Annotated in this window: 16 protein-coding genes, 3 tRNA genes, 3 rRNA genes and 1 other annotated feature; of the genes, 4 read left to right on the top strand and 18 right to left on the bottom strand. The window is 46.6% G+C overall.

Annotation, left to right across the window (positions count from 1 at the left end; all coding sequences use genetic code 11):
* Window positions 1-22: 22 nt before the first annotated feature.
* Together dgk and dck are read left to right on the top strand one after the other, a co-directional pair.
* Entirely contained in the window at window positions 23-646 is a 624-nt protein-coding gene (dgk, locus tag J6600_RS00110) for a deoxyguanosine kinase (RefSeq protein WP_017419506.1), read from the top strand.
* Entirely contained in the window at window positions 643-1,296 is a 654-nt protein-coding gene (gene dck / locus J6600_RS00105) for a deoxyadenosine/deoxycytidine kinase (protein WP_029974845.1), read from the top strand. Before dgk ends, dck begins: the two co-directional genes overlap by 4 nt.
* A 132-nt stretch (window positions 1,297-1,428) precedes the next feature.
* On the opposite strand, the gene J6600_RS00100 is transcribed toward dck, so the two are convergent.
* Window positions 1,429-1,521 (bottom strand) — tRNA-Ser (locus tag J6600_RS00100).
* A gap of 217 nt (window positions 1,522-1,738) precedes the next feature.
* Between J6600_RS00100 and J6600_RS00095 the strand changes: the two genes are divergently transcribed.
* A complete protein-coding gene (locus tag J6600_RS00095) occupies window positions 1,739-2,884 on the top strand; it encodes a glycerate kinase (protein ID WP_209387807.1) in 1,146 nt (381 codons plus the stop codon).
* Between the two features lie 10 nt (window positions 2,885-2,894).
* Here J6600_RS00095 and serS read toward each other — a convergent pair whose 3' ends face one another.
* The 5 genes from serS to guaB form a co-directional block, all read right to left on the bottom strand.
* Complete coding sequence (gene serS, locus J6600_RS00090; RefSeq protein ID WP_007408744.1) at window positions 2,895-4,172, bottom strand: serine--tRNA ligase; 1,278 nt, start codon at window positions 4,170-4,172, stop codon at window positions 2,895-2,897.
* Window positions 4,173-4,226: 54 nt separating this feature from the next.
* Window positions 4,227-4,439 (bottom strand) — a binding site (T-box leader).
* Between the two features lie 52 nt (window positions 4,440-4,491).
* Window positions 4,492-5,082 (bottom strand): pyridoxal 5'-phosphate synthase glutaminase subunit PdxT, encoded by a 591-nt coding sequence (pdxT, locus tag J6600_RS00085; RefSeq protein ID WP_007615126.1) that lies wholly within the window; start codon window positions 5,080-5,082, stop codon window positions 4,492-4,494.
* A gap of 21 nt (window positions 5,083-5,103) precedes the next feature.
* Window positions 5,104-5,988, bottom strand: a complete 885-nt coding sequence (gene pdxS / locus J6600_RS00080) for a pyridoxal 5'-phosphate synthase lyase subunit PdxS (protein WP_003150714.1) — start codon at window positions 5,986-5,988, stop codon at window positions 5,104-5,106.
* A gap of 196 nt (window positions 5,989-6,184) precedes the next feature.
* Window positions 6,185-7,516, bottom strand: coding sequence for a D-alanyl-D-alanine carboxypeptidase (gene dacA, locus J6600_RS00075; RefSeq protein WP_011996156.1), 1,332 nt, complete (start codon window positions 7,514-7,516; stop codon window positions 6,185-6,187).
* A 152-nt stretch (window positions 7,517-7,668) separates the two neighbouring features.
* Window positions 7,669-9,135 (bottom strand): IMP dehydrogenase, encoded by a 1,467-nt coding sequence (gene guaB, locus J6600_RS00070; protein WP_003150717.1) that lies wholly within the window; start codon window positions 9,133-9,135, stop codon window positions 7,669-7,671.
* Window positions 9,136-9,255: 120 nt separating this feature from the next.
* Between guaB and J6600_RS00065 the strand changes: the two genes are divergently transcribed.
* A complete protein-coding gene (locus J6600_RS00065) occupies window positions 9,256-10,206 on the top strand; it encodes a YaaC family protein (protein ID WP_031304321.1) in 951 nt (316 codons plus the stop codon).
* 44 nt (window positions 10,207-10,250) lie between these two features.
* On the opposite strand, the gene rrf is transcribed toward J6600_RS00065, so the two are convergent.
* The 12 genes from rrf to dnaA form a co-directional block, all read right to left on the bottom strand.
* A 5S ribosomal RNA gene (rrf, locus tag J6600_RS00060) occupies window positions 10,251-10,366 on the bottom strand.
* Window positions 10,367-10,416: 50 nt separating this feature from the next.
* Window positions 10,417-13,343 (bottom strand): 23S ribosomal RNA (locus tag J6600_RS00055).
* Between the two features lie 82 nt (window positions 13,344-13,425).
* Window positions 13,426-13,501, bottom strand: a tRNA-Ala gene (locus J6600_RS00050).
* Window positions 13,502-13,515: 14 nt separating this feature from the next.
* Window positions 13,516-13,592 (bottom strand) — tRNA-Ile (locus J6600_RS00045).
* Between the two features lie 100 nt (window positions 13,593-13,692).
* Window positions 13,693-15,238: ribosomal RNA gene (locus J6600_RS00040) — 16S ribosomal RNA — on the bottom strand.
* Together the 16S, 23S and 5S rRNA genes with 2 tRNA genes alongside form the textbook arrangement of a ribosomal RNA operon.
* Before the next feature lie 297 nt (window positions 15,239-15,535).
* On the bottom strand, window positions 15,536-17,995 hold the full coding sequence (gyrA, locus tag J6600_RS00035) for a DNA gyrase subunit A (RefSeq protein ID WP_014416706.1): 2,460 nt from the start codon (window positions 17,993-17,995) through the stop codon (window positions 15,536-15,538).
* Between the two features lie 215 nt (window positions 17,996-18,210).
* Window positions 18,211-20,127, bottom strand: a complete 1,917-nt coding sequence (gene gyrB, locus J6600_RS00030) for a DNA topoisomerase (ATP-hydrolyzing) subunit B (protein WP_014720600.1) — start codon at window positions 20,125-20,127, stop codon at window positions 18,211-18,213.
* A 56-nt stretch (window positions 20,128-20,183) separates the two neighbouring features.
* Window positions 20,184-20,429: an extracellular matrix regulator RemB gene (gene remB / locus J6600_RS00025; RefSeq protein WP_004392908.1), complete on the bottom strand. Its 246-nt coding sequence runs from the start codon at window positions 20,427-20,429 to the stop codon at window positions 20,184-20,186.
* Between the two features lie 17 nt (window positions 20,430-20,446).
* On the bottom strand, window positions 20,447-21,559 hold the full coding sequence (gene recF / locus J6600_RS00020; protein ID WP_007409910.1) for a DNA replication/repair protein RecF: 1,113 nt from the start codon (window positions 21,557-21,559) through the stop codon (window positions 20,447-20,449).
* Between the two features lie 15 nt (window positions 21,560-21,574).
* Complete coding sequence (gene rlbA / locus J6600_RS00015; protein ID WP_004392910.1) at window positions 21,575-21,790, bottom strand: ribosome maturation protein RlbA; 216 nt, start codon at window positions 21,788-21,790, stop codon at window positions 21,575-21,577.
* A 134-nt stretch (window positions 21,791-21,924) separates the two neighbouring features.
* The gene (gene dnaN, locus J6600_RS00010) at window positions 21,925-23,061 is read right to left on the bottom strand and encodes a DNA polymerase III subunit beta (protein WP_014416704.1); all 1,137 of its coding nucleotides are present in this window, start codon (window positions 23,059-23,061) and stop codon (window positions 21,925-21,927) included.
* A 184-nt stretch (window positions 23,062-23,245) separates the two neighbouring features.
* Window positions 23,246-24,586, bottom strand: coding sequence for a chromosomal replication initiator protein DnaA (gene dnaA / locus J6600_RS00005; protein ID WP_004392913.1), 1,341 nt, complete (start codon window positions 24,584-24,586; stop codon window positions 23,246-23,248).

Raw genomic sequence — 24,586 nt, 5'->3', positions numbered from 1 at the left:
GCAGAATTAAGGAGGATTTTCAATGAACAGAGCCCCTTTTATCGCGGTAGAAGGTCCTATCGGGGCAGGAAAAACGACACTCGCTACGATGCTTTCTGAAGAGCTCGGTTTTCCTATGATTAATGAGATTGTGGAAGACAATCCTTATCTCGATAAGTTTTATGACAATATCGAGGAGTGGAGTTTCCAGCTTGAAATGTTTTTTCTATGTCACAGGTATAAACAGCTTGAAGACACCGATCGAGATTATTTAAAACAAGGACAGCCCGTTTTGTCCGATTATCATATTTATAAAAATGTTATTTTCGCAGAGCGTACATTGCACGGCCAAAAGCTTGAGAAATATAAGCAGATTTATCATCTGCTCACTCACGACCTGCCGAAACCGAATGTTATTGTATACATAAAGGCAAGCCTGCCGACATTGCTTCAACGCATTGAAAAACGCGGGCGCCCGTTTGAGAAAAATATCGAACATCAATATCTGGAACGTCTCATTGCAGATTACGACACAGCCATCAGACAGCTTCAGGAAGAAGATCCGAATATATCTGTACTGACCATTGACGGTGATACTGAAGACTTTGTTTTGAATAAGACAGACTATGAAAGAATTGCCCGTCAGGTAAAGGAGCTTATTAAATGAAAGACATTCATATTCCAAACAACGCCATTATAACAGTAGCGGGAACGGTAGGAGTCGGAAAATCGACTTTGACCAAAGCTTTAGCAAAACGGCTCGGGTTTTCTACCTCACTCGAGGAAGTGGATGAAAATCCTTATTTAGAGAAGTTTTATCACGATTTTGAACGCTGGAGCTTCCATTTGCAAATTTATTTTCTGGCTGAGCGGTTCAAAGAGCAGAAAAATATGTTTGAATCAGGCGGCGGATTCGTGCAGGACCGTTCGATTTATGAAGATACAGGCATATTCGCAAAAATGCATGCCGATAAAGGAACCATGTCGCTGACAGATTACACAACATACACAAGCCTATTTGAGGCGATGGTCATGACGCCGTACTTCCCGCATCCTGATGTTTTGATCTATTTAGAAGGCGACCTTGAAAACATTATAAACCGGATTGAAAAGCGGGGCCGCGAGATGGAGCTGCAGACAAACCGCTCCTATTGGGAAGAGATGTATACACGGTACGAAGACTGGATCAGCGGTTTTAACGCCTGCCCTGTGCTGAAAGTACGCATTGAAGATTATGACCTTGAAGCTGATGAACAGTCACTGGAACCTTTGATCGAAAAAATCAGTCACGTGATCAACGAAAACAGAAACAAATAAAAATAGCAAAGCGATTTTCCCCCGAACAGAGAAAATCGCTTTTTTTTGCATATAAAAAATCCGCTGCATCACATGCAGCGGACAAAACAATCTCCAATATATGCTCGAGTTTCATTAGGTTTAAAATCAATATGGCGGAGGAAGAGGGATTCGAACCCCCGCGGGCTTTGACACCCCTGTCGGTTTTCAAGACCGATCCCTTCAGCCAGACTTGGGTATTCCTCCGTATCGACATTTAATAATATACCACATGACCTAAATTTCAGTCAAGCGCTTTTTCATATTTTTTATTTCATTTCTTAAACGGCTTGTCCGTCAGCTTTACTATCATACAAAAGTCTTGCGTTCAATTCAACCTCAGTATGCCATACGGGCAGGAAAACACAGTAAAAATCAAGAATAGCTTCAAACAGATAACCTGCTCATAAAGGTGGAGAACATAATGAAAATCATCATTGCACCCGATTCTTTCAAAGAAAGCATGACATCAAAAGAAGCCGCTGACAGCATAGAAATAGGATTCAAAGCGGTCTTCCCTGACGCGGAATATATCAAGATACCCGCGGCCGACGGCGGAGAAGGAACCGTTCAGGCTTTGACGGATGCCACTGGCGGAAGCATCATCAAAAAAACTGTGACCGGTCCGCTGGGAACGCCGGTAAACGCCGCATATGGACTTCTGGGAGACGGACGCACGGCAGTCATTGAAATGGCGGAAGCATCGGGACTTCATCTCGTTCCCCGCCATCTCAGAGATCCGTTGAACACAACGACAAGAGGAACGGGTGAACTGATAGCAGATGCAGCTTCCCGCGGGGCGGGTGAGATCATCATCGGGCTTGGCGGAAGCGCAACCAATGACGGCGGAACAGGAATGGCGAGCGCGCTCGGTGTGCGTTTCTTAAATGAGGAAGGTCAGGAGATACCTGATGGCGGAGGCGCTCTGCACACCCTAGCTTCTATTGATATAAGCGGTCTCTCTCCTGATCTGAAACATATCCGTTTTCGCGCCGCATGTGATGTCGAAAATCCTCTGACCGGTGAAAACGGCGCGTCATATGTCTTCGGCCCGCAAAAAGGGGCGTCCGAGAAGACTAAAGTTGTATTGGATCGCAACTTACGCCATTTCGCTGACGTATTGAGACGTCAGCACCATATCGAAGCGGATACCGTAAAAGGCGCGGGCGCCGCAGGGGGACTGGGCGCCGGACTGATCGCTTTCTTACAGGCAGAACTTCAAAGCGGGATTGATGTTGTATTAGATACACTGTCCTTCTCAGATCAGATAAGAGGCGCTGACCTTGTCATTACCGGAGAGGGGCAGATAGACGGACAAACGATATTCGGCAAAACCCCCGCCGGGATCGCCGCACGCGCATCTGCTCAAGAAATTCCCGTTATCGCATTGGCGGGCTCCTTAGGCAAAAATTTCGAGTATGTTTACAGCGCAGGAATAACAGCTGTATTTTCTATCGTGCCGGGTGCTGTAAGTCTTGAAGACGCCTTAGCATCCGGCCGTTTTAACCTTGAAAGCACAGCCCGGAATGCCGCCGCTCTATACCGGGCAGCAAAAAAGGCGCGCCTCTAGGGCGCACCTTTTACGGTTTGATGACTTCTTTATTTCCCATATAAGGACGAAGCACTTTCGGAATAATGACACTTCCGTCTTCCTGCTGATAGTTTTCTAAGATGGCAGCTACTGTTCTGCCGACTGCAAGACCTGAACCGTTTAATGTATGCACATGCTCCGGCTTGCCTTTCGCTTCGCGTCTGAATCGAATGTTTGCGCGTCTCGCCTGGAAGGCCTCAAAGTTACTGCAAGAAGAAATTTCACGGTATGTGTCTTGGCTTGGAATCCATACCTCAATATCGTACTTTTTCGCGGCTGTAAAGCCGAGATCACCGGTACACATGCTCATGACACGATACGGCAGTTCGAGCAGCTGAAGCACCCGCTCGGCTTGATTTGTCAGTTTTTCAAGCTCCTCATAAGAATCTTCCGGCTTCACGAATTTCACAAGCTCAACCTTGTTGAACTGATGCTGGCGGATCAAACCGCGTGTATCACGGCCGGCAGACCCCGCTTCTGAACGGAAACAAGCGCTGAATGCGGCATAATTGATCGGCAGGTTCTCACCGGATAAGATTTCATCGCGGTGCATATTTGTAATCGGCACTTCCGCCGTCGGAATTAAGAAATAATCCTCTTCTCTGATTTTAAAAGCATCCTCTTCAAATTTAGGAAGCTGTCCTGTACCTGTCATGCTCGTACGGTTTACCATATAAGGAGGAATGACTTCCGTGTAATCATATTCATCAACGTGAAGATCCAGCATAAAGTTGTAGAGCGCGCGTTCGAGGCGGGCGCCTAATCCTTTATAAAACACAAACCGGCTGCCTGTTACTTTTGAAGCGCGTTCAAAATCAAGAATGTTTAAATGGTCTGCGATATCCCAATGCGGTTTCGGCTCATATGAAAATGCCGGCGCCTCTCCCCACTTGCGAATTTCAATGTTATCATCTTCCGTTTCCCCGACGGGCACTGAATCGTGCGGGATGTTCGGAATAGACAGAAGGATGGTTTCGAGCGTCGTTTCGACAGTACGAAGCTCTTCATCAAGCTTCTTAATTTCTTCGCCCACTTCACGCATCTCTTTAATAATATGATCAGCGTCTTTTTTCTCCCGTTTCAAAACGGCGACCTGCTGAGACACTTCATTGCGTTTTCCCTTCAGTTCTTCTACTTTACCGATAAGCTCTCTTCTCTTTTCGTCCAGCTCTTCAAACTTATCAAAGTCAGATAAGTCTTCGCCTTTCGGAATGAGCTTCGCTTTTACCTCTTGAAAATTGGCTCTCAGCACCTTCGTATCAATCATGCCTAACAACTCCTATCTGTTTTTATCGAAAATAAAAAAGAGCCCTCATCCCCTAAAAGGGACGAGAGCTCTCGCGTTGCCACCCTGATTGAAAACAAGCTCACACTTGCTTCCCGCTTTAACACATAACGGTTTTCCCGTAAATGCCTACTTGTTTTCAGCATTTCGCTCAAGGACGGATTCGGACAGCATCTTTCACCGATTCGCACCACCCATCGGCTCTCTTTGAAAGAGAGGCTCCCTACTGCTTCCTGTCAACGCTTTTCGATCTTTATTTGTGTTTATAATGTACTATAAGTATCAGCGGTTTTCAACTGTTTTATACAGCTGTTTCCTGCTTATGCTTTTCCGCCATCTTCACAAACAGCTCTGTCACCCGGTGATCATCCGTCAGTTCAGGATGGAACGAACAGCCGAGGAAATTCCCCTGCTTTGCAGCCACGATGCGTCCGTTATGCTCACAAAGCACTTCAACATCTTCTCCGGCTTCTAAAATATGCGGCGCGCGAATAAATACACCCGTAAACGGCTCATCAAGGCCTTTAATCGTCAGATCAGCTTCAAAGCTGTCGACCTGACGGCCAAAGGAATTACGCTCGACGACAACGTTCAACAGCCCTAAATGAGCGTTATCCGTTCCCGCTATCTCTTTGGCTAAGATAATCAGACCGGCGCATGTGCCGAACATCGGCTTGCCTTGGGCGGCAAACTCGCGAAGCGGCTCCATAAAATGATACGTATCCATTAAACGCCGCATCGTCGTGCTTTCCCCGCCCGGCAGGATTAAGCCGTCGATGTCATTCAGCTGTTCAGGACGCTTAATGACGACACCTTTTGAACCACATGCTTCAATTGAACGAATATGTTCTCTTACTGCTCCTTGAAGTCCAAGTACACCAATTGTTAACATGCTTCCAGCTCTCCTATGGTTTTACCAGCCGCGTTCTTGCATACGCTGTTCCGGCAATAGATTTGAGATTTCGATTCCTTTCATTGCTGTGCCTAATTCTTTAGAAAGCTCAGCGATCAGTTTGTAGTCTGTGTAATGAGTCGTTGCTTCAACAATTGCTTTGGCGAATTTAGCAGGGTTGTCTGATTTGAAAATACCAGAACCGACAAATACGCCGTCAGCGCCAAGCTGCATCATCAATGCCGCGTCAGCAGGCGTCGCTACTCCGCCGGCAGCAAAGTTCACTACAGGCAGTTTGCCGTCACGCTTGATTTGAAGAAGCAGTTCATAAGGAGCGCCGAGGTTCTTAGCTTCAGTCATCAGCTCATCATCGCTCATCGCAACAACTTTGCGCACTTGTGCGTTTACTTTTCTCATATGGCGGACAGCTTCCACAATGTTTCCTGTTCCCGGTTCGCCTTTTGTACGAAGCATGGAAGCTCCTTCGGCGATACGGCGCGTTGCTTCGCCGAGATCACGGCAGCCGCATACGAACGGGACTGTATATTCATTTTTATTTAAATGAAATTCTTCGTCAGCCGGAGTCAGAACTTCACTTTCATCGATGTAATCTACTCCCATTGCTTCAAGGACACGCGCTTCAACGATATGTCCGATACGCGCTTTTGCCATTACGGGAATGGATACAGCATTCATTACTTCTTCAACGATTGTCGGATCAGCCATGCGGGCAACACCGCCGGCAGCGCGAATATCAGCCGGAACACGTTCTAACGCCATTACGGCAACAGCTCCCGCCTCTTCCGCAATCTTCGCTTGTTCAGCATTTACAACGTCCATGATGACGCCGCCTTTTTGCATTTCCGCCATGCCGCGTTTTACACGATCAGTACCTGTTTGAGCCATTATTTGGTCCCCCTAGTCAATGTATAGTTAGATAATTTCCATCTCTTATTGTATCCCAGAAATACAATATTTCATATGGGTATTCTTATTTTACAGCGAGATGAATAAGATAGATATCATTTTTTACTAATAATTTGTTTTTTTCAGTATATTAAGCAAAAGAGCCCTAACTTTCATCAGAGCTCTTTCTTATTTCTTAAAACCAGCCTGTTACCGTGTCAACGGCGCTGTTCCAGATTCCGGAGAAGAATCCGCCGATGCCGCGCATCATCTGAACAAACCAGTTTGCTTTATCTACATCATTTTTCGTTACAAGATTCACGCTGAACTCTTTGGATTTAAGGAAGCCATAGTCTTTGTCACTGCCTTTGTATGTAACTGTCAGCGTTCCGACTTTCGTTCCCTTTTTCACAGGAGCCGTGATTTCTTTTTTATCTAAAGTCACTTCGGCTTTATAGTTCTTTTCATCCCCGCTTTTCACAGGAATAGAAAGCGCCTTGTCAGTAACAATATCGACTTGCTTGTCTTTCCCTTTTTCAACGTCAATCGTTTTGTGCCCTTTTACTTGAGAGCCTTCAGGGTAAAGATCTTTCATTGAGAAATTGCTGTTAAATGCGTAATCGAGCATTTTTTTCGTTTCATCAAAACGTCCGGTATGCAGGTTGCCTTTTGCGTTTAATACAACGGTGATGACCCGCATTCCGTTCCGCTGTGCTGTGCTTGTAAAACAAGATCCCGCAGAATCAGTAGAACCCGTTTTTAAGCCGTCAACGCCAGGGTATTCAGAAACAAGACCTTTTAACATGAAGTTCCAGTTCGGCATGTCCATTTCATCATCAGTGCCGGCTCTGAATTTCGTCTTAGCAATGCTTGTTGTTTTGAGAACTTCCGGATAATCAGTGATCAGGCGGTCTGCAAGAAGCGCCATGTCTTTAGCAGAAACTTCACTTTCTTCTTTAACGCCTTCTCCTTGCGGCTGCTTGCCGTGAAGGTCTTCATTCACAAGCCCTGTGGCATTTTTAAAATCATAGTTTGTCATACCTAATTCTTTGGCTTTCGCATTCATTTCAGCGACAAATTTCGTTTCAGTTCCGGCAAGAATTTCGGCAACTGCAATCGCGGCTCCGTTGGCAGAGTAAATCGCCATAGCCTGATACAGTTCTTTAACCGTGTATTTGCCGTCTTTTCGAAGGGGGACGTTTGATAAACTGTTGTCTTGAGAAATTTCATAGACATAATCATCAGGAGTATACGTTTGATCCCATTTCACTTTTCCTTCTTTAATGGCTTCCAGAAGCAGATATTCAGTCATCATTTTTGTCATGCTGGCAATCGGCAGTCTTTTGTCTGCATTTTTACTGTATAAAATTTTTCCCGATGAAGCCTCAATCATTATCGCAGCTGATGCGTTGACATCAATCGGGTCATTGCCGGCTGCCTCCGCTTTAGACATCGGAACAAAGCAAGTTGCGGCCAGTGCCAGTACCACTAATGACACCAACAGCTGTTTCCATTTCGTGATGTTCAATCTTACGACCTCCGTCATTCATTTTAAATCTATAATTAAGCCGTTAAGGACATATTCAAATTCAAAACACAACAGTATAAATTTTATCACACTCGATATAAAAAAAATAGACAGAGTCAGCGACCCTGTCAAATGTTTTTTATTTGTAACAATTATGAGATTGTGTAGTTTGGTGATTCTTTCGTAATTTGGACATCATGCGGATGACTTTCGCGAAGACCGGCACCTGTCATACGGATGAATTGAGCCTCTTCTCTTAAAGCACGCAAGTCTTTTGAACCGCAATATCCCATACCTGAACGAAGACCGCCGACAAGCTGATACACTGTTTCTTCTACAGGACCTTTGTACGGAGTCCGTCCTTCGATACCTTCAGGGACGAATTTCTTATTTTCTTCTTGGAAATATCGGTCTTTACTGCCTTTTTCCATGGCAGCGACAGAACCCATACCGCGATACACTTTAAATCTTCTGCCTTGATAGATTTCAGTCTCTCCCGGGCTTTCTGAAGTACCGGCAAGCAGGCTTCCGAGCATTACGGCATGTCCGCCTGAAGCCAACGCTTTCGTAATATCTCCTGAGAATTTAATACCGCCGTCTGCAATAATTGTCGCGCCGTGTTTTCTCGCTTCAGTGGCACAATCATAAATGGCAGTGATCTGCGGTACGCCTACACCTGCAACGACGCGTGTCGTACAGATAGAACCAGGTCCGATTCCCACTTTGACAATATTTGCTCCGGCTTCAATCAGAGCTTTTGTCGCTTCAGCCGTTGCAACATTTCCCGCGATAATGTTCAGTTCAGGATATGTTTCACGGATTTTCGCAACTGTGTTCAGTACGCCTCTGGAATGTCCGTGAGCCGTATCAACCACGATAACGTCGACATTCGCTTCAACAAGCTTGCTGACGCGTGTCATTGTATCGCCTGTCACGCCTACCGCAGCGCCGACAATAAGGCGTCCGTGTTCATCTTTAGATGAATTCGGGAATTCGATAACCTTTTCAATATCTTTGATCGTGATAAGACCTTTTAATTTGTTTTGGTCATCCACTAACGGAAGTTTTTCAATTTTATGTTTCTGTAAGATTTTTTCTGCTTCGTCTAATGTGGTTCCCACAGGAGCCGTAACCAGCTCTTCTTTTGTCATGACATCACTGATTTTCATTGAATAATCAGAGATAAAGCGAAGATCACGGTTTGTAATGATACCGACAAGCTTTTGATCGTCTTTATTATCTACAATCGGAACACCGGAAATTCTGTATTTACCCATCAAATGCTCCGCATCGAATACTTGATGATCAGGTGTTAAAAAGAAGGGATTTGTAATAACGCCCCGTTCAGAACGTTTGACTTTGTCAACATGTTCAGCCTGCTGTTCGATGGACATGTTTTTATGGATAATGCCCAAGCCGCCCTGTCTGGCCATCGCAATCGCCATAGCTGATTCTGTTACTGTATCCATTCCCGCACTGATGACAGGAATATTAAGCTTTAACGTCTTTGTCAGTTCAACAGATAAATCCACATCACGCGGAAGTACGTCTGATTGAGCCGGTACGAGCAGTACATCATCGAACGTTAAGCCTTCTTTTGAAAATTTACTTTCCCACATTAGTAAATCCCCCTCTTTTCGGCAAAATATTATATGTAGATTATCAACTAGAAAACAGCATGTCAAGGAAGCGAAAAAGAGTTGAAATATTTAGATAAAGGAAAGGGTTTAAAAATACGTATGAGAGATCATGAGTGGAAAGAGTTATCATTATTTTATTCCGTAGAATCTTCCCAGAAATTTCTAAATAAAGTCTATACAGAAAGCGGCATGGAAGAACCAAAACGATATGCGTTTAAGAACAGTGAGCGCTTCATATTCTTTATCAAACACGCCGAGTCCTTTTATAAGCAGGCATCTCTTTCCCCTTTAGAAATTAAGCCTATTCTGTTGTTTTACGGGATGTCACAATTGCTGAAAGCCTGTCTTCTGACCACAGATCCAAGCTATCCAAGCCATGCCTCAGTACTCGCGCATGGCGTGACTGCCCGGAAACGCAAAAAGCAAAATTACTCCTTTAGGGATGATGAAGTGAAGGTGCAGCGCAATGGCTTATGTATTCATGTGATGAAGCACTTATTCGGGATAGCTGGTCTTGAGGAAGAACGGTACACAATGAAGAAATTGCTGACAGCCATACCTGAATTGCATACTGTCTTTTACTTCCAAGAGAAAAAGAATTGGCTGACCCGAGTAGAGCTGAAAGATGACCTTATTTCAGTGCCTGAGCATGCGGTGATTCATTACAATATGTCTGATTCCCGCTTTGCTGAATATATCAGCCATCATTTGAAGTGGTCTTTTCTGAGGAAAGACCATAACCACTTGGTTTTTGAGGCTGACCCGATAGACAGAGAACCTTGGTCTTCGCCAAATTTATTGTTTCACTTGGAGAAAAACCAATATTACATTCCCTCTCAGCGTGATCACTTCCTGCATCTTCCGGAAATGATTATTCATTATTTGGTTCTCTACAATATCGGAATGATTGCGAGATATGAAACAGAGTGGTGGTATGAACTGCTGACACAGCATGTCAGTGATGATTATGTAATGATCCGCCGGTTCTTAGAGGTCACGGAACGCAAACTTCCGTATTACGTTTCTAATTTCCTGAAGCAATACTTATAAACAAAAAAGGCAGCTCATGATGAGCTGCCTTTACTGTAATGATAGCTTGGCGGCGTCCTACTCTCACAGGGGGAAACCCCCGACTACCATCGGCGCTGAAGAGCTTAACTTCCGTGTTCGGCATGGGAACGGGTGTGACCTCTTCGCTATCGCCACCAAACCATTGAGAGTGTTCTCTCAAAACTAGATAACAGTAAGCATACATTCAAATTGGTTAAGTCCTCGATCGATTAGTATCTGTCAGCTCCATGTGTCGCCACACTTCCACCTCAGACCTATCAACCTGATCATCTTTCAGGGATCTTACTTCCTTGCGGAATGGGAAATCTCATCTTGAGGGGGGCTTCATGCTTAGATGCTTTCAGCACTTATCCCGTCCGCACATAGCTACCCAGCGATGCCCTTGGCAGAACAACTGGTACACCAGCGGTGCGTCCATCCCGGTCCTCTCGTACTAAGGACAGCTCCTCTCAAATTTCCTGCGCCCGCGACGGATAGGGACCGAACTGTCTCACGACGTTCTGAACCCAGCTCGCGTACCGCTTTAATGGGCGAACAGCCCAACCCTTGGGACCGACTACAGCCCCAGGATGCGATGAGCCGACATCGAGGTGCCAAACCTCCCCGTCGATGTGGACTCTTGGGGAGATAAGCCTGTTATCCCCGGGGTAGCTTTTATCCGTTGAGCGATGGCCCTTCCATGCGGAACCACCGGATCACTAAGCCCGACTTTCGTCCCTGCTCGACTTGTAGGTCTCGCAGTCAAGCTCCCTTGTGCCTTTACACTCTGCGAATGATTTCCAACCATTCTGAGGGAACCTTTGGGCGCCTCCGTTACCTTTTAGGAGGCGACCGCCCCAGTCAAACTGCCCACCTGACACTGTCTCCCCGCCCGATAAGGGCGGCGGGTTAGAAGGTCAATACAGCCAGGGTAGTATCCCACCGATGCCTCCACCGAAGCTGGCGCTCCGGTTTCCAAGGCTCCTACCTATCCTGTACAAGCTGTACCAACATTCAATATCAGGGCAGTAAAGCTCCACGGGGTCTTTCCGTCCTGTCGCGGGTAACCTGCATCTTCACAGGTACTATAATTTCACCGAGTCTCTCGTTGAGACAGTGCCCAGATCGTTGCGCCTTTCGTGCGGGTCGGAACTTACCCGACAAGGAATTTCGCTACCTTAGGACCGTTATAGTTACGGCCGCCGTTTACTGGGGCTTCAATTCGCACCTTCGCTTACGCTAAGCGCTCCTCTTAACCTTCCAGCACCGGGCAGGCGTCAGCCCCTATACTTCGCCTTACGGCTTCGCAGAGACCTGTGTTTTTGCTAAACAGTCGCCTGGGCCTATTCACTGCGGCTCTCTCGGGCTTGCACCCTAACAGAGCACCCCTTCTCCCGAAGTTACGGGGTCATTTTGCCGAGTTCCTTAACGAGAGTTCTCTCGATCACCTTAGGATTCTCTCCTCGCCTACCTGTGTCGGTTTGCGGTACGGGCACCTCTCACCTCGCTAGAGGCTTTTCTTGGCAGTGTGGAATCAGGAACTTCGCTACTATAATTCGCTCGCCATCACAGCTCAGCCTTCACGGGAAACGGATTTGCCTATTTCCCAGCCTAACTGCTTGGACGCGGATATCCAATACCGCGCTTACCCTATCCTCCTGCGTCCCCCCATTGCTCAAATGGTGAGGAGGTGGTACAGGAATATCAACCTGTTATCCATCGCCTACGCCTTTCGGCCTCGGCTTAGGTCCCGACTAACCCTGAGCGGACGAGCCTTCCTCAGGAAACCTTAGGCATTCGGTGGAGGGGATTCTCACCCCTCTTTCGCTACTCATACCGGCATTCTCACTTCTAAGCGCTCCACAAGTCCTTCCGGTCTTGCTTCACAGCCCTTAGAACGCTCTCCTACCACTGTTCGAAGAACAGTCCGCAGCTTCGGTGATACGTTTAGCCCCGGTACATTTTCGGCGCAGAGTCACTCGACCAGTGAGCTATTACGCACTCTTTAAATGGTGGCTGCTTCTAAGCCAACATCCTGGTTGTCTAAGCAACTCCACATCCTTTTCCACTTAACGTATACTTTGGGACCTTAGCTGGCGGTCTGGGCTGTTTCCCTTTCGACTACGGATCTTATCACTCGCAGTCTGACTCCCAAGGATAAGTCATCGGCATTCGGAGTTTGACTGAATTCGGTAACCCGGTAGGGGCCCCTAGTCCAATCAGTGCTCTACCTCCGAGACTCTTACCTTGAGGCTAGCCCTAAAGCTATTTCGGAGAGAACCAGCTATCTCCAGGTTCGATTGGCATTTCACCCCTACCCACACCTCATCCCCGCACTTTTCAACGTGCGTGGGTTCGAGCCTCCATTCAGTGTTACCTGAACTTCACCCTGGACATGGGTAGATCACCTGGTTTCGGGTCTACGACCACGTACTCAATTCGCCCTATTCAGACTCGCTTTCGTCGCGGCTCCGCATCTTCTGCTTAACCTTGCACGGGATCGTAACTCGCCGGTTCATTCTACAAAAGGCACGCCATCACCCGTTAACGGGCTCTGACTACTTGTAGGCACACGGTTTCAGGATCTCTTTCACTCCCCTTCCGGGGTGCTTTTCACCTTTCCCTCACGGTACTGGTTCACTATCGGTCACTAGGGAGTATTTAGCCTTGGGAGATGGTCCTCCCGGATTCCGACGGAATTTCACGTGTTCCGCCGTACTCAGGATCCACTCAGGAGAGAACGAAGTTTTGACTACAGGGCTGTTACCTCCTATGGCGGGCCTTTCCAGACCTCTTCATCTACCTCGTTCCTTTGTAACTCCGTACAGAGTGTCCTACAACCCCAAGAGGCAAGCCTCTTGGTTTGGGCTGGTCCCGTTTCGCTCGCCGCTACTCAGGGAATCGCATTTGCTTTCTCTTCCTCCGGGTACTTAGATGTTTCAGTTCCCCGGGTCTGCCTTCTCATATCCTATGTATTCAGATATGGATACCACTCCATTACGAGTGGTGGGTTTCCCCATTCGGAAATCTCCGGATCAAAGCTTGCTTACAGCTCCCCGAAGCATATCGGTGTTCGTCCCGTCCTTCATCGGCTCCTAGTGCCAAGGCATCCACCGTGCGCCCTTTCTAACTTAACCGTTAAAAAGAATCACTACGTGATATCTTGCATTACTAATTGAATGTGAATTACTTCTGTTATCTAGTTTTCAAAGAACACGTTGGTGGAGCCTAGCGGGATCGAACCGCTGACCTCCTGCGTGCAAAGCAGGCGCTCTCCCAGCTGAGCTAAGGCCCCATATTGGGTAAAGATGGTGGGCCTGAGTGGACTCGAACCACCGACCTCACGCTTATCAGGCGTGCGCTCTAACCAGCTGAGCTACAGGCCCATCTACCATATGAAAGAATCAAAGTTCCTTCAAAACTAAACAAGACAGGGAACGTTCTGTTTATAAGACCCAAGGTCTTATATTCCGTTAAAATCCTTAGAAAGGAGGTGATCCAGCCGCACCTTCCGATACGGCTACCTTGTTACGACTTCACCCCAATCATCTGTCCCACCTTCGGCGGCTGGCTCCTAAAAGGTTACCTCACCGACTTCGGGTGTTACAAACTCTCGTGGTGTGACGGGCGGTGTGTACAAGGCCCGGGAACGTATTCACCGCGGCATGCTGATCCGCGATTACTAGCGATTCCAGCTTCACGCAGTCGAGTTGCAGACTGCGATCCGAACTGAGAACAGATTTGTGGGATTGGCTTAACCTCGCGGTTTCGCGCCCTTTGTTCTGTCCATTGTAGCACGTGTGTAGCCCAGGTCATAAGGGGCATGATGATTTGACGTCATCCCCACCTTCCTCCGGTTTGTCACCGGCAGTCACCTTAGAGTGCCCAACTGAATGCTGGCAACTAAGATCAAGGGTTGCGCTCGTTGCGGGACTTAACCCAACATCTCACGACACGAGCTGACGACAACCATGCACCACCTGTCACTCTGCCCCCGAAGGGGACGTCCTATCTCTAGGATTGTCAGAGGATGTCAAGACCTGGTAAGGTTCTTCGCGTTGCTTCGAATTAAACCACATGCTCCACCGCTTGTGCGGGCCCCCGTCAATTCCTTTGAGTTTCAGTCTTGCGACCGTACTCCCCAGGCGGAGTGCTTAATGCGTTAGGCGCCACACTAAGGGGCGGAAACCCCTAACACTTAGCACTCATCGTTTACGGCGTGGACTACCAGGGTATCTAATCCTGTTCGCTCCCCACGCTTTCGCTCCTCAGCGTCAGTTACAGACCAGAGAGTCGCCTTCGCCACTGGTGTTCCTCCACATCTCTACGCATTTCACCGCTACACGTGGAATTCCACTCTCCTCTTCTGCACTCAAGTTCCCCAGTTTCCAATGACCCTCCCCGGTTGAGCCGGGGGCTTTCACATCAGACTTAAGAAACCGCCTGCGAGCCCTTTACGCCCAATAATTCCGGACAACGCTTGCCACCTACGTATTACCGCGGCTGCTGGCACGTAGTTAGCCGTGGCTTTCTGGTTAGGTACCGTCAAGGTGCCGCCCTATTTGAACGGCACTTGTTCTTCCCTAACAACAGAGCTTTACGATCCGAAAACCTTCATCACTCACGCGGCGTTGCTCCGTCAGACTTTCGTCCATTGCGGAAGATTCCCTACTCGCCTCCCGTAGGAGTCTGGGCCGTGTCTCAGTCCCAGTGTGGCCGATCACCCTCTCAGGTCGGCTACGCATCGTTGCCTTGGTGAGCCGTTACCTCACCAACTAGCTAATGCGCCGCGGGTCCATCTGTAAGTGGTAGCCGAAGCCACCTTTTATGTCTGAACCATGCGGTTCAAACAAGCATCCGGTATTAGCCCCGGTTTCCCGGAGTTATCCCAGTCTTACAGGCAGGTTACCCACGTGTTACTCACCCGTCCGCCGCTAACATCAGGGAGCAAGCTCCCATCTGTCCGCTCGACTTGCATGTATTAGGCACGCCGCCAGCGTTCGTCCTGAGCCAGGATCAAACTCTCCGATAAAGTGTTTGACTGACTACGCACATCGCTGTGCGATTTATTTAAAACTTTGAATTAACAGGTACGTTTTGTCTTGTTTAGTTTTCAAAGAACTTTATTACTTCTCTCGAAGCGACCTCTTAATCATAACATTTTCAGTTTGCTAGGTCAATACTTTTTTAAAAAATATTTTCGCTAGGCTTGCCTTTCTATTAAAAAGACAACAAAAAGAATTATATCAGTATCATCGCTATGTGTCAAAGCTTTTTTTCATTTCTTTATATAGTAAAAGCGCAGCCTGTTACAGCTGCGCTTTTTCGTTTATACTTCTTCCGTTTCTTCCGGCTCTTCTTCATTCTTTTCCACAAGCGCCACAGTGGCTACATGCTCTTGATCAGACATGCGGATCAGACGGACGCCTTGTGTTACGCGTCCCGTAGTGGAGATATCATTAATATCCATTCTGATTAACACGCCGCTTGCCGTAATAATCATTAAGTCCTCTTCGCCTTTTGTTGCTTTCACGGTTACTAACGGACCGTTGCTGTCAGTGATTTTACATGTTTTAAGGCCTTTTCCGCCCCGGCTTTGAACTCTGTATTCTGAAGCCGGTGTGCGTTTGCCGTAGCCGTTTTCTGTCACTATGAGGACGTGGGAGTCTTCTTCAAGAATCTCCATGCCTACCACAACATCATCGTCTGTCAGCGTGATGCCTTTAACACCCGCAGCTGTTCGTCCCATTTGTCTTACATCTTCTTCAGGGAAACGGATCAGCAAACCGTTCTTCGTTCCGATGATGATTTGTTTCTTGCCGTCAGTCAGGCGGACGGCCATCAGTTCATCGTCTTCCCGGAGACCCAGGGCGATCAGCCCGTTATTCCGTATATTCGCAAACTGGGACAGTGCCGTACGTTTCGACACCCCTTGTTTGGTCGTAAAGAAGAGGTATTGCTCCTCATCAAACGTGCTGACCGGAATAATGGCATTAATCCATTCGCCTTTTTCAACTTCCAGAAGGTTAATAATCGGAATGCCTTTTGCCGTACGGCCGTATTCAGGGATTTCATATCCTTTAGAACGGTATACCTTCCCTTTATTAGAGAAGAACAGGATCGTATCGTGCGTTGATGTGGAAATTAAGTGTTCCACAAAGTCATCTTCATTCGTTCCCATTCCCTGTACGCCTTTTCCGCCCCGTTTTTGGCTGCGGTATGTGGACGCCGGGAGACGTTTAACATAGCCGTTATGGGTCAGTGTGATGACGATATTTTCTCTCTCGATAAGATCTTCATCTTCAATTGTTTCAAGACCGGACGTCACGATTTCAGTGCGTCTCTCATCATTGAAACGCTCTTTGATTTCATTGAGCTCTTCACGGATGATCTCAAGAACTCTTTCTTCATTGGCTAAAATATCTTTCAGCTCGGCGATAAGCGCAACAAGTGATTGATATTCCTCTTCAATCTTTTCGCGCTCCAGACCGGTTAATCGCTGAAGGCGCATATCCAGAATGGCTTGCGCTTGTTTTTCAGTCAGTGAGAATTGTTCGATCAAACCCGTTCTCGCAATTTCAGCCGTCTGGGAACTGCGGATAAGAGAAATAACGGCATCTAAATGATCGAGAGCGATTCTTAAACCTTCCAGAATGTGAGCTCTCGCTTCCGCTTTGCGAAGTTCGTAAGCCGTTCTGCGCCGGATCACCACCTTTTGGTGATCAAGATAATGCTCCAGACATTGTTTCAGGCTCAGCACCTTCGGCTGTCCGTCAACGAGCGCCAGCAGGTTGATTCCGAAAGACGTCTGCAGGGCCGTTTGTTTGTACAGGTTATTCAAAATGACGTGAGCATTGGCGTCACGGCGGATCTCAATGACGATTCTCATTCCGTTACGGTCGGATTCGTCTCGCAGGTCGGTAATTCCTTCGATTTTTTTGTCCCGGACAAGATCTGCGATTTTTTCAATTAATCTCGCTTTGTTCACCTGATAAGGAAGTTCCGTAACAATAATTCTTTCTTTTCCTGATGATGTCTCTTCGATTTCAGCCTTAGCCCGGATTGTGATTGATCCCCGTCCGGATTCATATGCCTTGCGGATGCCGCTCCGGCCCAAAATCTGACCAGCAGTCGGAAAATCCGGGCCCGGGATGTATTCCATCAGCTCCTGGTTTGTAATCTCAGGATTCTCACTTACGGCAAGCACGCCTTCAATGACTTCTCCAAGCTGATGCGGAGGAATGTTTGTCGCCATTCCGACCGCAATACCGGCAGCCCCGTTTACGAGCAGATTCGGAAATCTCGAAGGCATGACGGCAGGCTCTCTTTCTGAACCGTCATAGTTATCTTGATAGTCAATTGTGTCTTTCGTAATGTCACGCAGAATTTCCATTGCGATTTTTGACATTCTCGCTTCTGTGTAACGCATCGCGGCCGCTGAGTCGCCGTCAACCGAACCGAAGTTGCCGTGTCCGTCAACAAGCATGTAGCGGTAGTTAAAATCCTGCGCCATTCTGACCATTGATTCGTAAACCGCTGAGTCACCGTGCGGATGGTACTTACCGATAACTTCACCGACGATACGGGCAGATTTTTTATATGGTTTGTCACTGGTCATGCCTAAATCATTCATTGCGTACAAAATCCGTCTGTGAACCGGCTTCAGACCGTCACGCACATCCGGAAGCGCCCGGGATACGATAACGCTCATTGCATAGTCCAGGAAAGATGTCCGCATTTCCTGACTGATATTGACTTCACGTACTTGTGGTGTGTTTTGTTCACTCATTAAAAAAACCTCCCTGAAGTATCACATGAAATAATGTGGGAGTAGATTGTCCATTATGATCTTCAATACGATTTCACTATTCTCCATTATATCAATAAACTTGTGTTTATACACATTAATTTAGTAGAATATACGGGTTTTGCGGGTTTTCAGAGGCTTTAGAAGCCGCTTTGAGAAAAAAGCCTTATTTCTTAACGAAAATAAGGCTTTCTTGGTTAAATATCAAGATTTTTCACGTATCTGGCGTTTGCTTCTATGAAGTTTCTCCGCGGTTCTACTTTGTCACCCATCAGCATTTCAAAAGTCTCGTCAGCGTCCATTGCATCTTCAAGATTAACTTGCAGAAGCGTTCTGGTCGCAGGGTCCATTGTCGTTTCCCAAAGCTGAGTCGCGTTCATTTCTCCAAGACCTTTATAACGCTGGAGGCCGGGCTTAGGTGATTGCGGAAGTTCTTTTAACAGCTCATCAAGCTGCTTATCATTATAAGCGTATTCCACCCGTTTTCCCTGCTGCACTTTATAAAGCGGCGGCTGGGCAATGTAGACATAGCCGTTTTCGATGATTTCCCGCATGTACCTGTAGAAGAACGTTAATAAAAGCGTTCTGATGTGGGCGCCGTCAACATCGGCATCCGTCATGATGACCACTTTATGATAACGCGCTTTTTCAAGATTAAAATCTTCTCCGATTCCTGTTCCGAGGGCCGTGATCATTGATCTGACCTCATTGTTTGAGAGAATCTTATCAAGTCTGGCTTTCTCAACGTTCAGAATCTTACCGCGCAGCGGCAGAATGGCTTGGAAATGACGGTCCCGTCCCTGTTTCGCTGATCCGCCCGCAGAGTCACCCTCTACGATATACAGCTCGGAAATGCTCGGATCTTTAGAAGAACAGTCCGCCAGTTTGCCCGGCAGATTGGAAATCTCAAGCGCACTTTTGCGCCGGGTCAATTCCCGCGCTTTTTTCGCTGCCATCCGCGCTCTTGCGGCCATTAAACCTTTTTCAACGATTTTGCGGGCTGAGTCCGGATTTTCAAGAAGGAATGTTTCCAGCGCAGAAGAAAACAGCGTGTCAGTGATCGTTCTCGCTTCAGAGTTGCCGAGCTTGGTTTTCGTCTGCCCTTCGAATTGCGGATCAGGGTGCTTAATTGAAATAATGGCAGTCAGCCCTTCTCTCACATCATCCCCGCTTAAATTCGGATCATTTTCTTTGAAAATCCCTTTTCTTCTTGCATAGTCGTTTATGACACGGGTCAGACCGGTTTTAAATCCGGCTTCGTGCGTGCCGCCTTCGTATGTGTTGATATTATTTGTGAAAGAATAAATATTGCTTGTATAGCTGTCGTTGTATTGCAATGCAACTTCAACCGTTATGCCGTCTTTCTCGCCTTCGATATAAATCGGCTCTTCATGAACGACTTCTTTGGAACGGTTTAAGTACTCAACATAGCTTTTGATTCCGCCTTCGTAGTGGTACTCGTTTTTCCGTTCTTGTCCTTCACGTTTGTCTTCGATCGTGATGTTTACGCCTTTTGTCAGGAAGGCCAATTCCCGGACACGGTTTGAAAGCAGATCATAGTCGTATACAGTTGTTTCTTTGAAGATTTCCGGATCCGGAACGAAGTGCGTAATCGTTCCGGTCTTATCAGTATCACCGATCACTTCAAGATCGGCCACAGGCACACCGCGCTCGTACGCCTGATAGTGGATTTTTCCGTCACGATGAACCGTAACGTCAAGAGTGGTCGACAAGGCGTTTACGACAGACGCCCCTACACCGTGAAGACCGCCGGATACTTTATATCCGCTTCCGTCAAATTTACCGCCGGCGTGGAGAACGGTCATGATGACTTCAACCGCAGGGCGGCCCATCTTCTCCTGGATACCGACCGGAATTCCGCGCCCGTTGTCCTTAACGGTAATGCTGTTATCTTTTTCAATCTCGATATTAATATCTGTACAATAACCGGCCAGGGCCTCGTCAATACTGTTATCGACGATTTCCCACACCAAGTGGTGAAGGCCTTTGCTGTTAGTTGATCCGATGTACATCCCCGGTCTCTTTCGAACAGCTTCCAAACCTTCTAATACCTGTATCTGATTCTCATCATAACTATTTTGCTGCTGTTCCATAGCCATGCACATTCACCTACACTTTTCTTAAACGATATATTCATTGTAAAGATCCGCTAAGAATCTATTTCTAACATAAATTGCGCACGTTTCTTCAGTGTGCCGGAAGATAAGGGAGAGTAATATATATTCTCAGTCGTGACTACGATAGACTTTGGCGTGCCGTTTACGGACGGCACTACTTTTTCTTTCTGTCTGTCCAGAAATTCTTCAACGATCGGCGATACATTGACCTTGCAGTCAAAAATGCCGACGATATCGCGTGTTGAAACGACAAAGTCGTCACCTAAATGAATATACAATCGCTCACCTCATTTCTTCACTTCACTAACGTACCGTTTTCCACACGGAACATTCCTGCTTGATGTAAGGTATCGTGGTCAATGCCATCCACGCTTGTCGTGGTGACAAATGTCTGCACACGGCCTTGGATCGTATGAAGCAAATGGGACTGTCGGTAATCATCCAGCTCGCTTAGTACATCATCCAAAAGTAAAATGGGGTATTCTCCGATTTCTTCATGAATCAAATCTATTTCGGCCAGCTTCAAAGACAAAGCCGTCGTACGCTGCTGTCCCTGTGAACCGTACGTCTGCACATCGCGTCCGTTCACATAAAAAAGGACATCATCCCGATGCGGTCCGAATAATGTGACGCCTCGTTCTATTTCTTTTTCTTTTAATTTCGAAAAAGACTCCTGGTAGCTGTTACCTATTTTCGACAAATCTTTGGGATCTGATACATCAAGCGCCGTGTGATACTTAAGCGTCAGTTCTTCAAGTCCCCGGGAAATGCCGGAATGGATCGGCTGCGCCCATTTTTCAAGCTGTGCCGTAAACTGCAGACGTTTGGCGACAACTTTTGCGGCTGCTTCAATCAGCTGATCAGTGAGAACGTCAAGCATAGTCCGGTCAGTCTGTTTCCGGCTTTGCAGCTGTTTCAGAAAATGATTCCGCTGTGAAAGGATTTTTTGATAAAGAGATAAATCATACAGATAAACGGCAGAAACCTGCCCGATCTCCATATCGAGAAATCTCCTCCTCACCTGAGGGCTTCCTTTGACGAGATTTAAATCCTCGGGGGCAAACATAATGGTGTTCAGCGCTCCGACATACTGACTGAGTTTTTGCTGCTCTATATGATTGACCTTGCCCTTTTTACCTTTTTTGGAGATGACAAGCTGCATCGGGATGTCCCCGTTGCGCTTCATCACTCTTCCTTCTATTTTAGCATAGTCTTCGTCCCACCGTATAAGTTCTTTGTCATTTGAGGTGCGGTGTGATTTTGCCATCGAAAGGACATAGATGGCTTCCATCAGATTGGTTTTGCCTTGGGCATTTTCCCCGATGATCACATTCACCTTGTTTTCGAATTGAAGCTCAGCGCGCTCATAATTACGGTAGGATGTTAATTCTAAATTTTGGATATACAACCGCTGTCACCCGCTTTAATTGACGACTTGAAATGAACCAAATCCTTCAATCGCGACCACGTCTCCAACGTAAAGCTTTCTGCCGCGGCGATTGTCAGGTTCATTGTTGACAGTCACCTCATGCTCGCTCAGAAACCATTTCGCCATGCCGCCGGACTGAATTACATCGGCTAATTTTAAAAACTGGCCAAGCGTAATCATTTCTGTATCAATCGAAATCGGATTTGCCATAATATCGACCTCTTTCAAATATCACTAATATCTAATTGTACTAAAAAATCCTGAAATAAGGAAAGGGAAAACTTGAGGGAGCGGCTGATGAATAGAAAAGCTGCCGAACTAAGCCGGCAGCACATTCTGTTTGATTAATACGTTCTGACCGGAAGGATGAGCTGAACGATGGTTTCATCATTCGGCGTACGGATAAGAAACGGTCTCATCGCTCCCGTAAAGCTGATACGGATGTCCGCTCCTTCAAGTACTTTCAGTGCGTCCATCATATATTTTGGACTGAATGAAATATTTAATTCCTCGCCGTCAATCTGGTCAGCCAGCACAGCTTCGACCACTTTTCCGATTTCCGGAGAATTTGATGAAATTTCAAGCGAATCCGCCGGTTTGGCAGAAAGCTTTACAACGTTGTTGCGGCCTTCTCTCGCCAATAAAGAAGCACGGTCTATCGCCTGTAAAAATTCCTTCGTGTTCACGACGATTTCCGTTTTGCTTTCCTGCGGAATTAAGCTGGTCGTGTCCGGATAGTTTCCGTCAAGCAATCTTGAGAAGAACAATACGTTTTTCGCTTTGAACAGCACTTGGGTTTCTGTAATCACGATATCAACCAGTTCTTGGTTGTCATCAAGAATTTTGCTCAGCTCGGTTAAGCTTTTCCCGGGAATGACCACGTTATAAGAGCTGTCTTCCGGAATATCAAGCTTCGCCTTTCTTAAAGCGAGTCGGTGGCTATCCGTGGCAGTGCATAATAATTCACCGTTTTCGACTTTCCAGTTTACACCTGTCAAGATAGGGCGTGTTTCTGAGGCGGACACAGCGAACACGGTTTGGCGGATCAGGTTTTTCAAAAGATCCGTCGGAATCTGAATGGCGTGATGCTCTTCGATTTGCGGTAGATGCGGATATTCATCTGCATCAAGGCCGTTTAAATTAAATTCGGCTTTTCCGGAACGGATAATCGTTAAATATTGATTTTGAACTTCGATTTCAACAGTCGCCATCGGCAGTTTTTTAACGATTTCGCTGAAGAAACGCGCTTGCAGCACGATACTTCCCGGCTGATCGATCGTCACGATTTCTTTATCATCTTCTTCTTTCGGAATGAATGACTCGATTGAAATATCAGAGTCACTTCCTGTGAAAGATACTCCTTCATCTGAGGCGACGATCTTAATACCGGTGAGAATGGGAATTGTGGTTCTGGATGAAACGGCTTTTAGAACGTCTTGTACACTTTCGACTAAACGATCTTTTTGAATCGTAAATTTCATGTTTATCCTCCTAACGGATAATATAATTAATATATTTTAAAAATAGCAGTAGTAATAGTAGGGCCTGTGGATTTGTGGATAAGTTGTGAAAAAGACAGGAAACACAGCCTATCCACATGTGGACAGACTGTGTATGGCTATGAAAAAGTTATTCACACTTTCCCCGATTCATCCGAGGGCACTATTATTTAAGCAGTTCTTTTATTTCTTTCACCTGCTGCTGAAGCTGCTCGTCATCAATCAGCAGTTTTGAAATCTTTTCGTGGGCGTGAATGACGGTTGTATGGTCTCTGCCGCCAAATTCTTCCCCGATTTTAGGCAAAGAAGAATCCGTCATTTCTCTTGAAAGATACATCGCAATTTGTCTTGGGAACGCCACGGATTTCGTGCGCTTTTTCGCTTTGAAATCTTCAAGCTTAATGTTGAACTGCTGTCCGACAATCCGCTGAATCTCTTTTATCGTAATGACCTTCGGCTTTGAAGACGGAATAATATCTTTCAATGCTTCTGCAGCCAGGTCTGCGTTAATGTCTTTATTGATTAAGGATGAATAGGCGACAACCCGGATTAATGCCCCTTCCAGTTCGCGGATGTTGCTGTCAATCTGATTCGCGATGTAAAGCATGACCTCGTTCGGAATATCAAGGCCTTCCGCCTTCGCTTTCTTTCTCAGGATGGCAATCCGCGTTTCCAGATCCGGCGGTGTGATATCCGTAATCAATCCCCATTCGAACCGCGAACGCAGGCGGTCTTCAAGGGTCGGGATCTCTTTCGGCGGTCTGTCGCTGGAAATCACGATTTGTTTGCTTTCTTCATGAAGCGTGTTGAATGTATGGAAAAACTCTTCCTGTGTTTGTTCTTTTCCGGCTAAAAATTGAATATCATCTATCAAAAGTACATCAACGTTCCGGTAGCGGTTGCGGAAATCAACGGCTTTATTATCGCGGATTGAGTTGATGAATTCATTTGTGAATTTTTCAGAAGACAGGTACACCACTTTGGCTGAAGGATTATGATCAATGACATAATGGCCGATCGCGTGCATTAAGTGGGTTTTTCCTAAGCCGACTCCCCCGTATATAAATAAAGGGTTGTACGCTTTAGCGGGTGCTTCCGCCACAGCCAGTGATGCTGCATGGGCGAATCGGTTTCCCGATCCGATGACAAATGTGTCGAATGTATATTTCGGGTTGAGCATGCTTTGGGGAAAATCAGACGGTTCCTCTTTTGCCGCTTTTTTCACTTGCGGTTTCGGTAAAAAGTCTTCTTCGTCCTGATTTTGAGGAATGACAAATTTGACGCTCAATTCTTCCCCGGTTAATTCATATATGGTATCTGCAATGAGATGTAAGTACCTGGACTCCAGCCAGTCTCTGGCAAATTCATTGGGAGCGGTGATGGTTAAGGTATCTCCTTGCAGCGAATGGGCTTTCGTCGACTTCATCCAAGTTTCAAAACTCGGTTTGCTTAGCTTTTTCTCAATTTGAGCTAAAGCTTGATTCCAAAGATCCAATATATTCTCCAT

This window comes from Bacillus sp. LJBV19, assembly GCF_017797845.1.
Lineage (GTDB): Bacteria > Bacillota > Bacilli > Bacillales > Bacillaceae > Bacillus > Bacillus velezensis.
This window is presented reverse-complemented; position numbering and strand designations above follow the sequence as displayed.